The sequence below is a fragment of the Nonomuraea insulae genome (assembly GCF_042656245.1).
Genome location: NZ_JBHSPA010000084.1, coordinates 95,340 through 111,016 on the forward strand (window position 1 = coordinate 95,340; position 15,677 = coordinate 111,016).

Sequence of the window (15,677 nt, forward strand, 5' to 3'; positions counted from 1 at the left end):
GATGAGAGTGTGTGCCCATGACCGATCCGGCGGGGGCGCTGGCCGCCCGCATCGAGCGCTTCGAACAGGACGCGGATCCCGAGCTGATCTGGGATCCCGCGGCCCTGTCCGAGGCCGAGCAGGCGATGCGGGCATGCGCGGGCGACCGGTCCGACGCGGGCACCTGGCGGCTGATCGGGATGTTGCACCTGGCCCGCTACCGGCTCGACCAGCAGACCACCCAGGACGCCGCGGTGGCCGGCGCCTTCTTCGCCGCCGTGGCCGTGGTGGACCCCGGACGGCTGCCCGAGAAGCTGCGCGGCGGCGCAGGACGGCCACGGGGCGAGTCGGCCGACACGTGGGCCGGGCTGCTGGAAGAGGTCCTGCGGCACGTGGACCCGGGCGCGTACCCGCATGTGGGGCTGCTGATCCACGCGCTCGTCCGCCGCGCGATTGCGCACCCGACGCAGGAGGTGGCCGACCGGCTCGGGCAGTTCCTGCTGGAGCAGTCCATGCGCGCGCCCGACCCCTCCTGGGCGTCCGGCGCGCTCGGGTCGCTGGGTTCCGGGCTGGTGCGCCTGCACGGGCTGAACGGCGATCGCGACGCCCTCGACGACGCGGTGCACGTGCTGCTGCGCGCGGAGCTGTACGAGCCGGGCCCGCACGCGGGGGAGCTGGCCGCGGCGCTGGCCCTGGCAGCGCCCGACGACGAGGAACTGGTCAGGGCCTACCTGGCGGCGGCGGAGGCCCCGCCTGGCGGCCAGGACAGGTCGCGGGCGCTGCTGACGCTCGTGGATCGCACCCAGGCGCGGGCGGCCGCGTCGTGCGCGGATGAGGACCTGCTGGCCTTCATCAGGGCCGGGCAGTGCGCGCTGGACTTCTGGCACGAGGAGTGGGCGCATCCCGGGGTGCTGGCGCCGTACGCGGCGGGGCTGATCGAGTGGTACGTCGTCACCGGGAACGAGAGCTCGCTCGAGGCCGGCCTGGAGATGCTGGAAGCCCTGCACGTGACGCCCGACGAGACGGCGCGCGGCCTGGGCGCCGATCCCCTCGTACGCCTCGGCCTGCTCGGCGAGCGCCGCTGGCGCCGCTACGGTGTCACCGGCTCCCTCACCGACCTGGACGCCGCCGTCGACGTCATGCGCGAAGCCACCGCACTCGCGCCCGACGGCCACCCCGACCGCGCCAGGCTCCTGGCCCACCTGGCCAACGCCCTTCTGCGGCGAGCCGTCGTGACCGGCGGACCTCCCGCGGAACCCGTCGCCACCGCCCGCGCCGCCCTGACCGCCCACGGCGGCCACGACCCCGGCACGCTGCTGCTGCTCGCCCAGGCGCTCACCCTCGACCTCACCCCGCCCGCCGCCGACGAGGCCGTCGCCGCCCTCAGGGAGGCGCTGTCGGTGGGGGAGCGGCCGGCGTTCCAGGCGGAGGCGTACGGGCTGCTCTCCGACGTCCTGCGCCGGCGGGCCGCGTGGGGAGAGCGGCGGGGGGACGATCTGGACGAGGCCGTGGCAGCGGCCCGGCAGGGGATCGAGCTGGCCATGAAGGCCGCGCGCGACCAGGGGGCGGCCCAGCGGGTGTTGTGCCGGGCGCTGCTGGCCCGCCATTCGGCGCGGGGCGACATCCGCGACCTGACCGAGGCGCTGTCCCTGGCCGGCGACGTGAACGGCGGCTCGCCGGAGTCCGGGAACGCGGTCCCGCTCCCGGAGCTCGGCGCCGTCCTGGACGCCATGCTCGGCGCCGAGCCTGACACGAGCCTGGATCCGGGACCGGGTTCGGGACTGAGTTCGGGCCTGGATCCCGGACTGGGTTCGGGCCTGGGTTCGGGTTTGAACTCGAGGCCGGACTCAGGGCTGGATTCGGGGCTGGACTCGGGGGCTGTGGACGAGCAGCTGGCGCTGGCGGCGACCGAGCTGGCGCTGCGCGTGCCGGACGAGGAGATGGCGCTCAAGTTGCTGCGGGTGGCCGAGCGGCGGGCGGGCGAGCGGGGCGAGTTCCTGCTCGGCGTGGCGCTCCGGCTGACCGAGGCGGGGCGTGCGCATCTCGCCGTCACCGTGCTGGAGCGGGCGGCGGGGGCGTTCGAGGGGGCCGGGCTGGGGGCGCGGGCGGCGTACACGCTGTCCCGGCTGGGGGCGGTGCACGAGGACCTCGGCCGGCTCTCGCGAGCGCTGGAGGTCTACGCGCGCGCCGCCACTCTGCACCACGAGCTGAACGATCCCCGCTCGGAAGCGCGGCAACTCGGCAACATGGGTCTCGTCCATCTGCGGACCGGCGCCCCCGGCAGAGCCGCCGAGCTCCACCTGCGCGCCATTGCCCTGTGCGAGAGTGCCGGCCTGGCCGCCGAGGAGGCCGCCCACCAGGCGCACGCGGCCGAGGCGTACCTGGCCGCGGGCGACCCCGCCACCGCCGTCGCCTGCGCGGGCCGGGCCCGCGACCTGCGCCTCTCGCTCGGCGAGCCTGTGCCGGCGGCCCTGGCCCTCGTGCCCGCCGCCAGGGCGGCCGTGGACCTGGACGACCTCAGCGCGGCCGCGGACCGCATGGCCGCCTGCGCCATCGAGCTGGAGGCGGCAGGGGCCTGGGAGGAGGCCTGCCGGGCGCTCGACGCGCACGCCGCCCTGCTCGCCGAACGCGGACACGGCGGCCGGGCCGCCGCCTGCGAGACCCGGCTGGTGGAGATCGTGCGGCGGCGGGGACGGCGACGCGAGCCCGCCGACGAGTGGTACCGCATCGCGCAACGCCGTCGCTTCCGAGGGGACGCGGACGGGGCCCTGGTGGCGTTCGAACTGGCCGAGCGCGAGTACGAGTCCATCGGCCACCACGACGGGGCCGGATCCGTGCGGTACAACCTGGGCGTGCTGGCGTACGGGGAGGGTGAGCCTGAGCGGGCGCTGGAGGCGTTCGGGGCTGCGGTCGAGACGTTCGCCGGGCTGCGGGCGGCGGCCAAGGAGGCGACGGCGCTGACCATGCGCGCCTCCTGCCTCACCGCCCTGGGCCGCATGGAGGAGGCCCTCGCCGACCTGGACCGCGCCCTGGAGCTGGCCGCCGCGGCAGGCGACCTCGAAGCCCTCCTGACCGCCACACTCGGACGGGCCGCCGTGGACGTGGAAGTGGGGAACCTCCAGGAGGCGGAGGAACGCCTGTACTCCGCCCTCGGCCTGGCGGGCGGCGACGCGCTCAAGGAGGCCGTCGTACGCGACCGCCTGGCCGCCCTCGCCGCCCGCACCGGCGATCTCGCGGCCCAGGCGGAGTCCATGGAAGCCTCCCGCGCGGGCTTCCACCGCGCGGGCCAGTACGGCCTGGCCGCCCTCGCCTCGATCAAACTCGGCTTCACCCTGGAGGCCCGCGGCGAGTTCCGCCGCGCCCGCGCCGCGCTGGAAGAGGGCCTCACCGCCCTGGAACGAGACCTCCCCGACCCGAAGCGGGACTTCCCTGATCAGGAAGGAAGCCACGCCGGGCAGGGAGGGAGCCGCGCCGGTCAGGAGGCGGCGCGTTCTTCTCTGGCGGAGGCGCCGTTCGAGATCGTCGCCGCGATGACGGGGGATCTGGACGCGGCGGTCCTGTCCCGCCTGGCCGCCATCCAGCTCACGCTCGGCGACATCACCCGAGGCCGCGCCACCCTGGCCCAGGCCGCCGCCGCCCTCCGCGCGGGCGGCCGGCGCAAGGAAACGGCCCAGCGCCTGGAGAGCTGGCTGCGTCTGGAGGAGACCGAGTCGGCCGGTGACTGGGAAACGGCCCGCACCCTGGCCGAACAGGCCCTCACCGCCCTGACCCCCGCCGAACAGGCCCTCACCGCTCACCACAGGCCCGCGACGAATACCGCGGACCGGTCCTACCTCCTGGCCAAGCTCTCGTCCTTCTGCCACAGCCTGGGCGACTACCCCGCCGCCTACGGGTACGCGGCCCGCGGGTACGAGCTGCGCGACGACCGGGTGATCGAGCACCTGCGCAACCTGGGCGCGGCGGCCACGGCGCTGGGCAGGCCGGAGGAGGCGACCGGGCACCTGACCAAGGCGGTCGAGCTGGCCCGCGACGCCGACACCTCGCTCCCCGTCCAGCTCGCCCTGTCCCTCGGCCTGCTCGCCGCCGCCCTCACGGACCTGGCCCGCTGGCCCGAGGCCGCGCGCGCGTACGAGGAGGGGCTCGCCCTGATCGAGGCCCCCATCTGGCGCGCGCTCCGGGCCCCGCTGCTCACTGGTCGCGCCACCCTCCACCTCAAGCTGGGAGAGCTGGACGAGGCCGCCACCCGCTACCGCCAGGCCATCTCCATCGGCGAGGAACTGGGCAGGCACCGGGGCCTCGCCGCCGCCTACGCCGACCTGGGCCTGATCCACGAACTACGCGGCGAGTTCACCCAGGCCAGACCCCTCGTCGAACGAGCCCTCGACCTCGAACGAACCCCCGGCCGCGGCCGGGTACTGGCTCTGATCGCACTCTCCCGCCTGACGGAGACGGAAGAGCCCGTGCGGGCGGCCATGCGCCTGGAAGAGGCGCTGGCGGTGGCACAGGAGATCGGCTTCCGAGCAGGGGAGGCCGTGGCGCTGAGCCGCCTCGGCGCCCTCGACCTCACCACCGCCGCCTACGACCGGGCCCGCCACCGGCTGTCCACGGCCATCGACCTGCTGACGGACCTCGGCCACGACCTGGAACTCGCCACCGCCTGCCACCACCGCTCAAGGGCAGCTGAGGAACTGGGCGACCTCCCCGCCGCCCTCGCCGACACCGAACGCGCCCACGTCCTGTCCGGCGACCAGATCCCGTTCCGCGCAGTCCGTGGCGACCAGGCCCCGTTCCGCGCAGCCGGGGGCGGCCAGGTCCTGGGTCGCGCGGTCGGGGGCGAGCAGACCCCGGGTCACGCAGCCGGGGGCGAGCAGACCCCGGGTCGCGCAGTCGCGGGCGACCAGGTCCCGGACCTCGCGGTCCTGGGCGGCGAGCAGGTTCTGGACCGCGCGATCCGGCTGGCCGTACGCCTGAACCGCGGCATGACCGCCTGGAGGCACGCCGAGCACGCCAAGCTCAGCGCGCTGACCGCTCATCTGGACCGCCGGCAGCGGCCGGCCCCTCACGGCGTCCCCGAAGACCTTCTGGAGGCGGAGCGGCACGCCCTCGACACCGTCAGGACCCTCATGTCGGCCGCCCGCAACACCCGCGACCCGGAGCACGCCGCACTCCTCATCAGCCGCGCCCACACCGCCCAGGCCGACCTGGACGCCCTGTTGCGACGCATGGAACCCCTGGCACCCGACCACGTCGCCCTGCGCCGGGCCACCCCGCCCAGCAGAGCCCAACTCGACGCCCTAGTCAGCACCCCCGACCACAGCGCCGGAGCGAAGGCGCTACTCGGCTTCCACATCGGCGGAGGCGGCATCACAAACGGGCGCGCTGCCACGGGCGAGACCGCCGTCACGGGCGAAGGCGCTGTTACGGGCAGACGCACTGTCACGAGCGAGGGCGAGGGCACCGTGACCGTGCTCGTTCACCGCACCGGCTGGCCCGAACCACGAGCCTTCGCCACCACGGTCGACCGCACCCTCCTGGCCGACTTCCTCGACACCACGACCGCCCGCAGACCGGACCTCCTGGACATCGAGACCCGCCGCCGCCGCGCCGCGGTCTGGCGCCGTCTGGCTGACGGGCTGCTCTCAGACGCCCTGGAAGCCCTCGGCGACGACATAGCCCAGCTCACCCTGCTCCCGCACGCCGACCTGCACCGCATCCCGATTCATGCCCTGGCCCCGGCCGGCCGCCCCCTGCTCGAACGTTTCCCCGTCACCTACGCCCCCTCCGCCACGATCCTGGAGAGCCTGACGCGACGCCCCCCGGCCCAGGGCCGCGGCTCGCTGGTGCTCGGCTTCCCCTGGACCGACGAGGCGGAGGACGTGGCCGCCCTGCTCGGCACCCACCCCCACACCGGCAGGCAGGCCACCTCGGACCTTCTGCCCGGCTCCTGGGACGTGGTCCATCTGGCCTGCCACGCGGTGCTGGACCAGGCGGACCCGTTCGGCTCGGGGATCGGCCTGGCCGACGGCCTGCTCACGGCACGCGACCTCATGAGCATGAGCCTGGACGCCGGACTCGTGCTCCTCACCGCCTGCGAGCGGTCCGCGGGCGACGTGGCGGCGCTGGGTCACGGGCTGCTGCACGCCGGCGCCAGATCCGCCGTCCTCACGCTCTGGCCCGTCTCCCCGGAGATCACCCGGGCCCTCATGCGCGACTTCCACACCAGGCTGAGCAGTGGCGCGGGCCACGCAAGCGCGTTCCGCGCCGCCGTGCTGGACCTGCGCGAGCTCTACGGCTCGGCCGAGCCGGAGCTCTGGGCCTCATATGTGCTCGTCGGCTTGCCGGGAGACGACTCGCCGGCCCACGGAGAGCCCGGCATGAGCGTGACCAGCACCAGATAGCCGAAGAAGCCGACCGCGAGCCCCACCGCGTAGCCTCCGAACACCTCCGGCAGGTCCAGCAACGCCGCCACCAGACCGCCGCCCACGGCGGCCAGCACGGCCGCCAGATCCGCCAGCCCCGCACCGGGCCCCCTGCGGCGCAGGGTGCCGTACGTGATCCAGCCGATCACCAGCCCGAAGCAGATCGCGCCGATCACCGCCATGCGAGAACCTCCAATGTCCGCCGGAGAGATCGTCGTTCACGATGGCACGTGATGGACCCGGCTGGCTAGGGCTAGAGGTAGGACTTGGTCGCGCTCACCAGCTCGGCCGCCGCGTCACCCGTCTCGACGTAGAGGGCGGACTCCGGAGTGCGCTCCCGCACGTCCTGGTCGCGGATGGCGAAGACGGCCGGAGCCACTCCGACGTCGCCGTAGCGCCCGGCCAGGGCGTCGCCGACGGCCTGGCGCACGTCGCCCACCACCTCCCGCGAGGTGTGCCCGGCGCCGGAGGCGGCGAGGTAGCCGAGCATGCCGGCGAAGCGCAGCTCGCCCCCGTGCACCGCGCCCGGCCGGTCCAGCCAGAACACCTTGCCCGCCAGGAACGCCTCGTAGCCGGCGCCCTCGTGGCCGAGCGCACGCGCGGTCTCGGCGAGCAACTCCCCGAACTCGGCCAGCTCCGCCTCCGGCGGCAGGTCCGTGGTGACGAACAAGGGCACGATCAGCGAGTCGAGCATGTGACTATCCCTCCGTGAGGAGCCTCATCGTAGGATGTGCCACCGACAATCTCAGGACCCGCCACGCGCGGCTAGGATCACGGGAATGGCGAGCGCTCTTCTGATCACCGGCACCGTGGGCGCGGGCAAGACGACCGTCGCCGACGCCGTGGGCGACCTGCTGGCCGGGGCGGACGTGCCGAACGCGGTCATCGACCTCGACTGGTTGCGCCGCGCCTGGCCCGCACCCCCGCACGACCCCTTCAACGGCGGCCTGACCATGCGCAACCTGCGCCCCGTGGCCGCGAACTTCCTGGAGGCGGGCGCCGAGCGGCTGGTGCTGGCCGGCGTGATCGAGAGCCATGGCGAGCGGCGGGCCCACGAGGAGGCGCTCGGCGTCCCGCTGGCCGTGTGCCGCCTGCGCGTCGCGCTCCCCGAGGTGCACAGGAGGCTCAGGGCCCGTCACACGCACGACGACGGACTTGACTGGCATCTCAGAAGGTCGGGGGAATTGGCGTCCGTCCTGGACGAGGCGCGGGTGGAGGACTTCGCCGTGGACGGCACGGAAGGCACCGCGTCGCAGGTCGCGGCCCGGGTCGTGGGAGCCTGGGAAGGTTAGCGCTCCGTCCACTCGCCCTCGATGGCCGAGTGCGCGATCGAGTCGCGCCAGCCGTGCGGCGTGTGCACGTGGTGGCGGATGCGGCCCTCCTCGACCATCCCGGCGGTCAGCATGGCGAGCTGGGCGGGCAGGTTCGCGGGGGAGCGGGCGCCCCAGATGCGGTGCAGCCCGAGCTGCTTGAACCCGAAGGACAGCAGCAGCCGTACGAGATCCGTCCCGATCCCGCGCCCCCACTGGTCGCGGTGGAGCCCGAAGCCGATCTCCGCGCTGTGCGGGTGCTCGGCCTCGACCCGCAGGCGGGCCACCCCGATGACGTTATGGCGCCCCGCGTCGATCACGGCCAGCACGTAGAGCCGGCGCGGCTCGGCGGCGGCGGCCTCCATGGCGTCATCGACGAGCCCGGCGACCTCCGGCAGGCTGCGCGGCGCGAACGGCACGTGCTGGGTGGCGGCGGGGTCGCCGTAGATGGCGTGCAGGGCGGTCACGTCGTCCTCCGTGACCTCGCGGACGACGAGTCGCTCGCCATTGCAGACCACGCGGCGCATGCGCAGAAGGTACGCGAGTCCCGTGATCTTTACAAGCCCTTGTCAAGTCGCGAGTTGACTCCCGTAAGCTCGCGCGACAAGTTCGGCGACGGCACTGTGCGCGCCGAGAGGTTCGGCGTGGCCGGCGTCGATCGAGGACGCGGCCCGCTCGACGATGTCCCGCGGGGCCTCGTGGCCGATCATGCAGGGCGCGACGGCCAGCCGTTCGGCGCCCGCGGCGCGCAGCCGCTGGGCCGCGACCGCGACGCCGGGCTCGCTGTCCAGCGAGGCGGCCACGACCGGCAGCGTGAGCCTGGAGGCCAGGAGCACCGCTGTGGCCTGTACGGAGTGCACCGCCTGGCTCCCGCCCACGGTACCGAGGATGACGGCGTCAACGGGGCTGGAGACGGCCAGCACGCGGACGCGGTCGGCCCTGGCCAGGCCGCGCTCGGCCAGCCGGATGTGCAGGGCCTCGGCCAGCAGCGGGTGCGGCCCGAGCGCCTCGGTCACGACGGCGCCCGTGCCGCCGACGGCGACGGCCTTGCCGATCTCGGCGAGAACGGCGGGATCATCCCAGGTGAGCAGGGGGACCACGATGGCCTCGCGGCCGGCGGGCAGCGAGTCTGCCAGGTCGGCCACGCTCGTCAGGCGCACCTCGATCTGCGGGTTGTCGACGCGTACCACGGCCGCGATCTCCTCGGCCACGCCGGCGGTGGCGCCAGGCGTGGCGAGCACCAGCACCGGAGCGTCGGAGGGCAAGGATGTGGGCACGGGACGGCGGTGTCGGCCGCCGCCCGGCCGGGGGGAACGTTCTCGTACAGGCAGGCTCACAGGCGCGCAGTTTATGCCTAATCGGAGTTGGTTGTTCTAGGAATCGATGGCGATTGCGTCACAACGCCGGTCGTGTGACCGAGATGACATCGTGATGCTACGAAACGTTGACTTATCGGTACAAAACGGGAAACCCTTAGCGCCACCAGAGCGACTGAACCAGGACTCGAATGAAGCCGTTCTACGTCCGTGAACTGAGCGTCTACCCCGTCGGCCGTCGCCGGATCTTCCTGCTGGCCGTGGCCGTGCTCGCCAGCCTGGTCGCCAACTTCGAGACCACGATCGCCACCATCCTGCCCCTGCTCATGACGGACCTGGGCATGTCGCTGACCGTCTACGGGCAACTCGCGGCGCTGTCGGTGCTGGTGGGCGGGCTCTCGGCGGGGTTCGGCGGCATCCTGTCCGACCGCTGGGGACGGGTCACGATCCTGGTGCCGACGCTGACGGTCACCGCCGCCTGCAACTTCCTGCTGGCCACCGTGGACAGCGTGACGGGGTTGTTCTGGGTGCGGTGCCTGATGTTGTTCATCGAGGGCGCGGGCATCACGATCACCGCCTCCCTGGTACGCGATTTCTCGCCCCGGCTGGGACGGGCGCAGGCGTTCGCGTTCTGGACGTGGGGGCCGGTCGGGGCGTCGTTCCTGGCCTCGTTCGTCGCGGGGTTCACGCTGCCGCTGTTCAGCAACGCGTGGCAGTCACAGGCGATCATCATGGGCTTCGTGTCGCTGGCGATGTGCGCGGTCGTCATCTGGAAGATCGCCGAGCCGTCGGCGGCGCTGCGGGCGCAGGTGATGGAGGACGAGTATGCCCTGACCGTGGAGGGGGAGAGCGCCCAGCCCGCCCACGGCCGGGTGCGCGAGTTGTTCCGCCATCCGCACCTGTGGGCGCACGTCCTGGGCAACACCGGCTGGCAGGTGCTCTACTGGACGTTCGCCATCTTCGGCCAGACCGTCCTGTCGACCGCCTTCGGCCTGGACGCGGCCGCCGCCAACCGGGTCGTCGCCCTGGGCATCGTGCTCAACGCCCTGGCCGTGGTCGTCGTCGGCCGCCTGTCGGACCGGTTGCGGCTGCGCAAGCCGTTCACGGCCGCGGGGACCGTGCTCACCGTGGGCGCGCTGGCGTACTTCATCGCCCTGATCGGGCCCGGCGTCCCCATCGCGCACGTCACCTTCGTGTACGCCCTGCTCTTCCTGTTCATGGGCGTCGCCTACGTGCCGTGGATGGCCAACTTCTCCGAGAACGCCGAGGACGTCGAGGCCCGGCTGCAGGGCTCGGCGCTCGGCATCTGGGGCATGGTCGTCCGGGTCATGATCGTGGTCATGCTGGTGGTGTCCCCGAGGGTGGTGGAGGCCGGCGGCTGGGAGCTCTGGCTGAGCGTGGCGCTCGCCGGCCAGATCGTGTTCCTGGTGTCCATGGTGGCGTTCAGGGGGCGGTGGTGGACGGCCAGGCCGCTGTCGCCGAGGATCCCGGCCTAACGGGAGGGCACGACCACCGACTGCGGGTTGCCCGGCGCGTACACCGTGATGCCCTGCGGCAGTGACTTCAGCTTCTCGATCTCCGCGCAGGACGGGCACTTGTCGTAGCCGTCCTGCCTGGCCTCGTTCGCCTCCGACTCCGCCCTGGCCTGGGCCACCTTCGCCTGGGCCTCGGAGACGGCCGCCGAGGCGGACAGCGACCGGTCCACGGCCTGCTGCACCTCGCCGGGCAGCGTCACCTTCACCAGCGTGAACCGCAGCCCGGTCAGGAAGTCCCCGCCCAGCGTGGCGGGCAGGTCGCGGGCGAGTGAGCCGTTGACCGCGTTCTGCACCCTGGCGATGCCGGCGTTGCCGTCCCGCGGCCTGAGCGTGGAGCTCTCCAGCAGCGAGCAGGAGGGCACCAGTTCGGCGCAGCGCATGGCGCCGATCTGGCCGCGCAGCGCGTTGTCGATCACAGGGCGGACGGCCTGGCCGAAGAAGGCGCTCCAGCCGTCGTCGCCGTCCCAGGGGTAGAGCGAGCGGTCGTCCTGGGCGCGGAAGGTACGGGTGCCGTACTTGTCGTCGAACTTCTTCAGCGCCTCGTGGTCCAGGTTGAGCGTGAAGTAGAGGGTGCCCTCGATGCCGAGGCTCACGCCGTCGCTGCTCGGCACCGTCACCACGTCCACCCCGAGCGTGGTGGCCCGTTTGGCGTCGGCGGTGATCGTGTAGAAGCGCTGCTGCGCCGGATAGGGGTGGCTGGAGGACCACAGGCCGGTCCAGGTGACCCCCGAGCCGGGGTCGATCACCTGGCGTACCTTGTTGTCGTCGAGCGGCCCGCCGTCGCGGATGACCGCCACCTCGCCGCCCCCGGTGCTCCGCATGCCCCCCATGGCGCCGACGAGCAGGGGGATGAGGATGATCGTGGCGATCACGCCTAAGACGAGTCTCATGGAGTCCCTTTCCGCGCGGGCGGCGTTGGCAGCCGCCGCCCGCGGCTTTCGCGGCATCCTGTGACGATCAGGCGAACGGCCCCACCTGGGGGCTCCTGCGTACGGCCTCGGGCGGCTCGCCCAGGTCGACGTCGCGGGTTTCCGGGGCGATGGCCAGGCCCACGGCCGTCACGGCCAGGGCGATGACCACGTAGATCGAGACCGCGATCGTGGACTGGTAGGCCTCGAAGAGCTGCAGCGCGATGATCGGGGCCACGGCGCCGCCGACGATGCCGGCGACCTGGTAGCCCATGGACGCGCCGCTGTAGCGCAGGCGCGTGCTGAACAACTCGGCGATGAAGGCGGCCTGCGGGCCGTACATCGCGGCGTGCGTGACCAGCGCCACGATGGCCGCCAGCGCGATCAGCGGGAAGGACTTGGTGTCGAGCAGCGGGAAGAACGCGAACACCCAGACCGCCGCGCCGACCACGCCCACGAGGTAGACCGGGCGCCGCCCGTACTTGTCGGAGGCCGCCCCGGCCAGCGGGATCAGCACGAGTTGCAGCGCCGAGCCGATGAGCACGGCGTTCAGCGCGTACGAGCGTGGCAGCTCCAGCACGCCGGTGATGTAGACGATGATGTAGGCGGTGAAGGTGTAGAACGCCACGTCCACCCCGATCCGCGCGGTGAAGGCGGACAGCAGGGCGCGCGGGTGCGTGCGCAGCACCTCGACCAGCGGCATCTTCGCCTTGACGCCCAGCTCCTCGACCTCGGCGAACAGCGGCGACTCGGTGATCCTCAGGCGGACCCACAGGCCCACGAACACCAGGACACCCGACAGCAGGAACGGCACCCGCCAGCCCCATGACAGGAACGCGGCGTCGGACATCGTGAAGGACAGGATGGTGAGCAGGCCGGTGGCCAGCACGTAGCCCGCGGGCACGCCGACCTGCGGCCAGCTCGCGTTGAAGCCGCGCCGGCGGCCGTCGCCGTGCTCCAGCGACATGATCACCGCGCCGCCCCACTCGCCGCCGAGTCCCAGGCCCTGCACGAAGCGCAGCAGCGCCAGCAGCACGGGGGCCAGTACGCCGACGCTGGCGTAGCCGGGCAGCACGCCGATGAGGAACGTCGAGACGCCCATCACCAGCAGCGTCACCACCAGCACGGTCTTGCGGCCTGCCCGGTCGCCGAAGTGGCCGAAGACGATGCCGCCGAGCGGCCTGGCCACGAACGCCACGGCATTGGTGGTCAGCGACGCCAGGGTCGCGTTGAAGGGGTCGAGGGACGGGAAGAAGAGCGAGGGGAAGACCAGGGTCGCCGCGGTGGTGTACAGGAAGAAGTCGTACCACTCCAGCGACGTGCCGATCAGGCTGGCGAGGATCACCCGCCGGGTTTGTTGCGTGGAGCCTGACATCCGATTGCTCCTTGTTGTCGGGGGGTAACACTTATCAACGTAAGGATCGTTGAACAACTCGACAAGAGTTTTGCTCCATGATTTCCTGTTAATTATGGATAACGTGCTTGCTGATCTCTCCCAAGACCGGCCCCGACTGGGACGCAGCAGCACGGCGGAGCGTGTGGCCGACATCCTGCGCGACCACATCAGCAAGGGCTCCTTCCGGCCCGGCCAGCGCCTGTCGGAGGAGAGCATCTCCGAGGCCCTGGAGGTCTCGCGCAACACGCTGCGCGAGGCGTTCCGGCTGCTCGGCCACGAGGGGCTGCTCGACCACCGGCTCAACAAGGGCGTGTTCGTCCGCCTCCCGTCCGGCGAGGACGTGGCCGACCTCTACCGGGTGCGCCGCGTGCTCGAAGGGGCGGCCGTCCGGCGGGCCCCCACCGAGCAGGCGCTGACCGGGATCAAGGAGGCGCTGCGCGACGCCGAGCAGGCCGCCGCCGAGGACGACTGGCAGGGCGTCGGCACCGCCAACATCCGCTTCCACCAGGCCCTCGTCTCACTCAACGAGAGCCCCAGGATCGACGAGACCATGCGCCAGCTCCTGGCCGAGCTGCGGCTCGTCTTCCACGTCATGGAGAACCCGCGGGCCTTCCACGAGCCGTTCGTCGACCGCAACCGCACGCTGCTCGGGCTCATCGAGTCGAGGCAGCCCGAGAAGGCCGCCGCCTATCTCGACGACTATCTCGACCACGCCGAGCGGCTGCTGATCGAGGCCCACGAGCCGAACCGCTAACGTTTGCGCCTATGGACCGGACCTTCACCGTGGACGAGGCCCGCGCGCTGCTCCCCGCCGTCATCGAGGAAGCCGCCGCGGTGGTCGCCGCCCGTGCCGACCTGGCCGAGATCGACTTCCAGCGGCGCTCCGGCGGCCGGTCGGAGCTGGGCGGGCTGCCCGAGCTCAAAGGGCTGCAGGCGCGCATCGAGGAGATCCTGAGCGGGTGGAGTGAGCTGGGCATCGAGGTCAAGGGCATCGCGCCGGTGCTCGTGGACTTCCCCTCGGTGCTCGACGGCGAGTCGGTGCGGTTGTGCTGGATCGAGGGGGAGCGGGAGCTCGCCTGGTATCACCGTACGGAGCTGGGCTTCGCCGGACGGCGGCCCCTGTAGTTCATCGGCACACCTTGACGCGGCCTCGTCATGGAGTGTATTCAACTTATAGGTTGATAAACCGAAGGGTTGAATACAATGCTCCTCACAGACAAGGTCGCCGTCGTCTACGGCGCGGGCGGTTCGATCGGCGGCGCGGTGGCCAGGGCCTTCGCCCGCGAGGGCGCCCGCGTCCACCTGGCCGGCCGCACCCTCGCCACGCTCGACGAGGTCGCCGCCGGCATCCGCGCCGACGGCGGCACGGCCGAGACCGCCGCGGTGGACGCGCTCGACGAGGCCGAGGTGGAGGCGTTCACCGACTCGGTCGCCCGGCGGTCCGGCGGGATCGACGTGTCCTTCAACGTCATCGGGGTCCAGGACGTGCAGAAGCCGCTCACCGAGCTCTCCGTCGCGGAGTTCCTGCAGCCCATCGAGGTTGCCACGCGCACGCAGTTCCTCACCACCAGGGCCGCCGTGAGGCACATGACCCCGCGCCGCACGGGCGTCATCCTGATGTTCGGCGGCGGCGGGCCCCAGACGGTGCCCGGGATCGGCGGGTTCAAGGTGGCGCTGGACGCCATGGAGAGCATGCGGCGGCAGTGGGCGGCCGAGGCGGGCGCGTACGGGATCAGAGTCGTCACGCTGGTGACCGGTGGGATCCCCGAGACCATACCCGACAGCATGCCGATCAAGTCCGAGCTCACCGAGGAGCTCGCCGGGGCGACCCTGCTCAAACGCGCCGCGACCCTGTCGGACGTGGGCGACGTGGCCGTGTTCGCCGCCTCCGACCTGGCCAGGACCCTGACCTCGGCGACCGTGAACCTCTCCTGTGGCGCGATCGTGGACCACTAGGGTGTTCGAGCGCGTACCCGACAGGAAGACCGGATGGCCGACGACCAGCTCAGCCTCACCTTCGCCGCTCTGGCCGACCCCACCAGGCGGGCCATCCTCGCCCGGCTGGCCGAGGGGGAGGCGACGGTCAACGACCTGGCCGAGCCGTTCGAGATGAGCCTCCAGGCGGTCTCCAAACACCTCAAGGTGCTGGAGCGGGCGGGGCTGATCAGCAGGGGCCGCGACGCGCAGTGGCGGCCCTGCCGGCTGGAGACGGCACCGCTGGAGGGCGCCTCGGAGTGGATCGACCGCTACCGCGCGCGCTGGACCGACCGCTTCGACCGCCTGGAGCGGGAGATCGGGCGGATCCGGCGCGGGCAGGAAGGACACGAGCATGGCTGACACCGAGTTCGTCATCGAGCCGGGACGGCAGGACCTCATCATGATCCGGGCCTTCGACGCGCCGCCGGACGTGGTGTTCCGGGTGATCACCGACCCGGAGCTGATCCCGCGGTGGTGGGGGCCGAGCTTCCTGTCCACCAGGGTCGATCGGATGGAGGTCACCCCAGGAGGCCGGTGGCGCCTGGTCAACGTGGACGCGCAGGGCAGGGAGTACTTCTTCAGCGGCGTCTACCACGCCGTCGTCCCGCCGTCCCGTTACGTACGGACGTGGGAGTTCGAGGGCGCGCCCGAGGAGGTGGCGCTGGAGACGGTCACGCTGACGGCGGACGGCGGCGGGACCAGATATGTCGCCCAGTCCGTGCACCCGTCGGTGGAGTCCCGCGACGCCATCGTGCGCGCCGACGGGCCGAGGGGCGGCAGGGAGTCCATGGACCGGCTCGCCGCGCTCGTGGCCGATCTGTGATCAACCGGATACGT

The 15,677-nt window shown here is 72.4% G+C and carries 14 protein-coding genes; 8 read left to right on the top strand and 6 right to left on the bottom strand.

Annotation, left to right across the window (positions count from 1 at the left end; genetic code table 11):
* The first annotated feature begins 17 nt into the window (after positions 1–17).
* Positions 18–6,377 (top strand): CHAT domain-containing tetratricopeptide repeat protein, encoded by a 6,360-nt coding sequence (locus tag ACFPZ3_RS53425; protein WP_379522147.1) that lies wholly within the window; start codon positions 18–20, stop codon positions 6,375–6,377.
* On the opposite strand, the gene ACFPZ3_RS53430 is transcribed toward ACFPZ3_RS53425, so the two are convergent.
* Together ACFPZ3_RS53430 and ACFPZ3_RS53435 are read right to left on the bottom strand one after the other, a co-directional pair.
* Positions 6,266–6,580, bottom strand: coding sequence for a hypothetical protein (locus ACFPZ3_RS53430; protein ID WP_379522148.1), 315 nt, complete (start codon positions 6,578–6,580; stop codon positions 6,266–6,268). The genes ACFPZ3_RS53425 and ACFPZ3_RS53430 overlap by 112 nt on opposite strands.
* A 71-nt stretch (positions 6,581–6,651) precedes the next feature.
* Positions 6,652–7,092 (bottom strand): hypothetical protein, encoded by a 441-nt coding sequence (locus ACFPZ3_RS53435; protein ID WP_379522149.1) that lies wholly within the window; start codon positions 7,090–7,092, stop codon positions 6,652–6,654.
* An 85-nt stretch (positions 7,093–7,177) separates the two neighbouring features.
* On the opposite strand from ACFPZ3_RS53435, the gene ACFPZ3_RS53440 reads away from it, so the two are divergent.
* A complete protein-coding gene (locus tag ACFPZ3_RS53440) occupies positions 7,178–7,690 on the top strand; it encodes an AAA family ATPase (RefSeq protein WP_379522150.1) in 513 nt (170 codons plus the stop codon).
* Here the strand turns inward: ACFPZ3_RS53440 and ACFPZ3_RS53445 are convergent.
* A complete protein-coding gene (locus ACFPZ3_RS53445; protein WP_379522151.1) occupies positions 7,687–8,235 on the bottom strand; it encodes a GNAT family N-acetyltransferase in 549 nt (182 codons plus the stop codon). The two genes, ACFPZ3_RS53440 and ACFPZ3_RS53445, sit on opposite strands and share 4 nt — an antisense overlap.
* A gap of 42 nt (positions 8,236–8,277) precedes the next feature.
* Positions 8,278–8,985, bottom strand: coding sequence for a sirohydrochlorin chelatase (locus ACFPZ3_RS53450; RefSeq protein WP_379522152.1), 708 nt, complete (start codon positions 8,983–8,985; stop codon positions 8,278–8,280).
* Between the two features lie 230 nt (positions 8,986–9,215).
* Between ACFPZ3_RS53450 and ACFPZ3_RS53455 the strand changes: the two genes are divergently transcribed.
* Positions 9,216–10,520, top strand: coding sequence for an MFS transporter (locus ACFPZ3_RS53455; protein ID WP_379522153.1), 1,305 nt, complete (start codon positions 9,216–9,218; stop codon positions 10,518–10,520).
* Here ACFPZ3_RS53455 and ACFPZ3_RS53460 read toward each other — a convergent pair.
* Complete coding sequence (locus ACFPZ3_RS53460) at positions 10,517–11,449, bottom strand: SPFH domain-containing protein (protein ID WP_379522154.1); 933 nt, start codon at positions 11,447–11,449, stop codon at positions 10,517–10,519. The two genes, ACFPZ3_RS53455 and ACFPZ3_RS53460, sit on opposite strands and share 4 nt — an antisense overlap.
* A gap of 67 nt (positions 11,450–11,516) precedes the next feature.
* On the bottom strand, positions 11,517–12,842 hold the full coding sequence (locus ACFPZ3_RS53465; protein WP_379522155.1) for an MFS transporter: 1,326 nt from the start codon (positions 12,840–12,842) through the stop codon (positions 11,517–11,519).
* A gap of 103 nt (positions 12,843–12,945) precedes the next feature.
* Here ACFPZ3_RS53465 and ACFPZ3_RS53470 point away from each other — a divergent pair, with 103 nt between their 5' ends.
* From ACFPZ3_RS53470 to ACFPZ3_RS53490, 5 genes are all read left to right on the top strand, one after another.
* A complete protein-coding gene (locus ACFPZ3_RS53470) occupies positions 12,946–13,617 on the top strand; it encodes a GntR family transcriptional regulator (protein ID WP_379522156.1) in 672 nt (223 codons plus the stop codon).
* An 11-nt stretch (positions 13,618–13,628) separates the two neighbouring features.
* On the top strand, positions 13,629–13,988 hold the full coding sequence (locus ACFPZ3_RS53475) for a DUF2203 domain-containing protein (protein WP_379522157.1): 360 nt from the start codon (positions 13,629–13,631) through the stop codon (positions 13,986–13,988).
* Between the two features lie 78 nt (positions 13,989–14,066).
* The gene (locus ACFPZ3_RS53480; protein WP_379522158.1) at positions 14,067–14,819 is read left to right on the top strand and encodes an SDR family NAD(P)-dependent oxidoreductase; all 753 of its coding nucleotides are present in this window, start codon (positions 14,067–14,069) and stop codon (positions 14,817–14,819) included.
* A gap of 33 nt (positions 14,820–14,852) precedes the next feature.
* Entirely contained in the window at positions 14,853–15,200 is a 348-nt protein-coding gene (locus tag ACFPZ3_RS53485; protein WP_379522159.1) for an ArsR/SmtB family transcription factor, read from the top strand.
* A complete protein-coding gene (locus ACFPZ3_RS53490) occupies positions 15,193–15,663 on the top strand; it encodes an SRPBCC domain-containing protein (protein WP_379522160.1) in 471 nt (156 codons plus the stop codon). The genes ACFPZ3_RS53485 and ACFPZ3_RS53490 overlap by 8 nt, the downstream gene beginning before the upstream one ends.
* Positions 15,664–15,677: the final 14 nt, after the last annotated feature.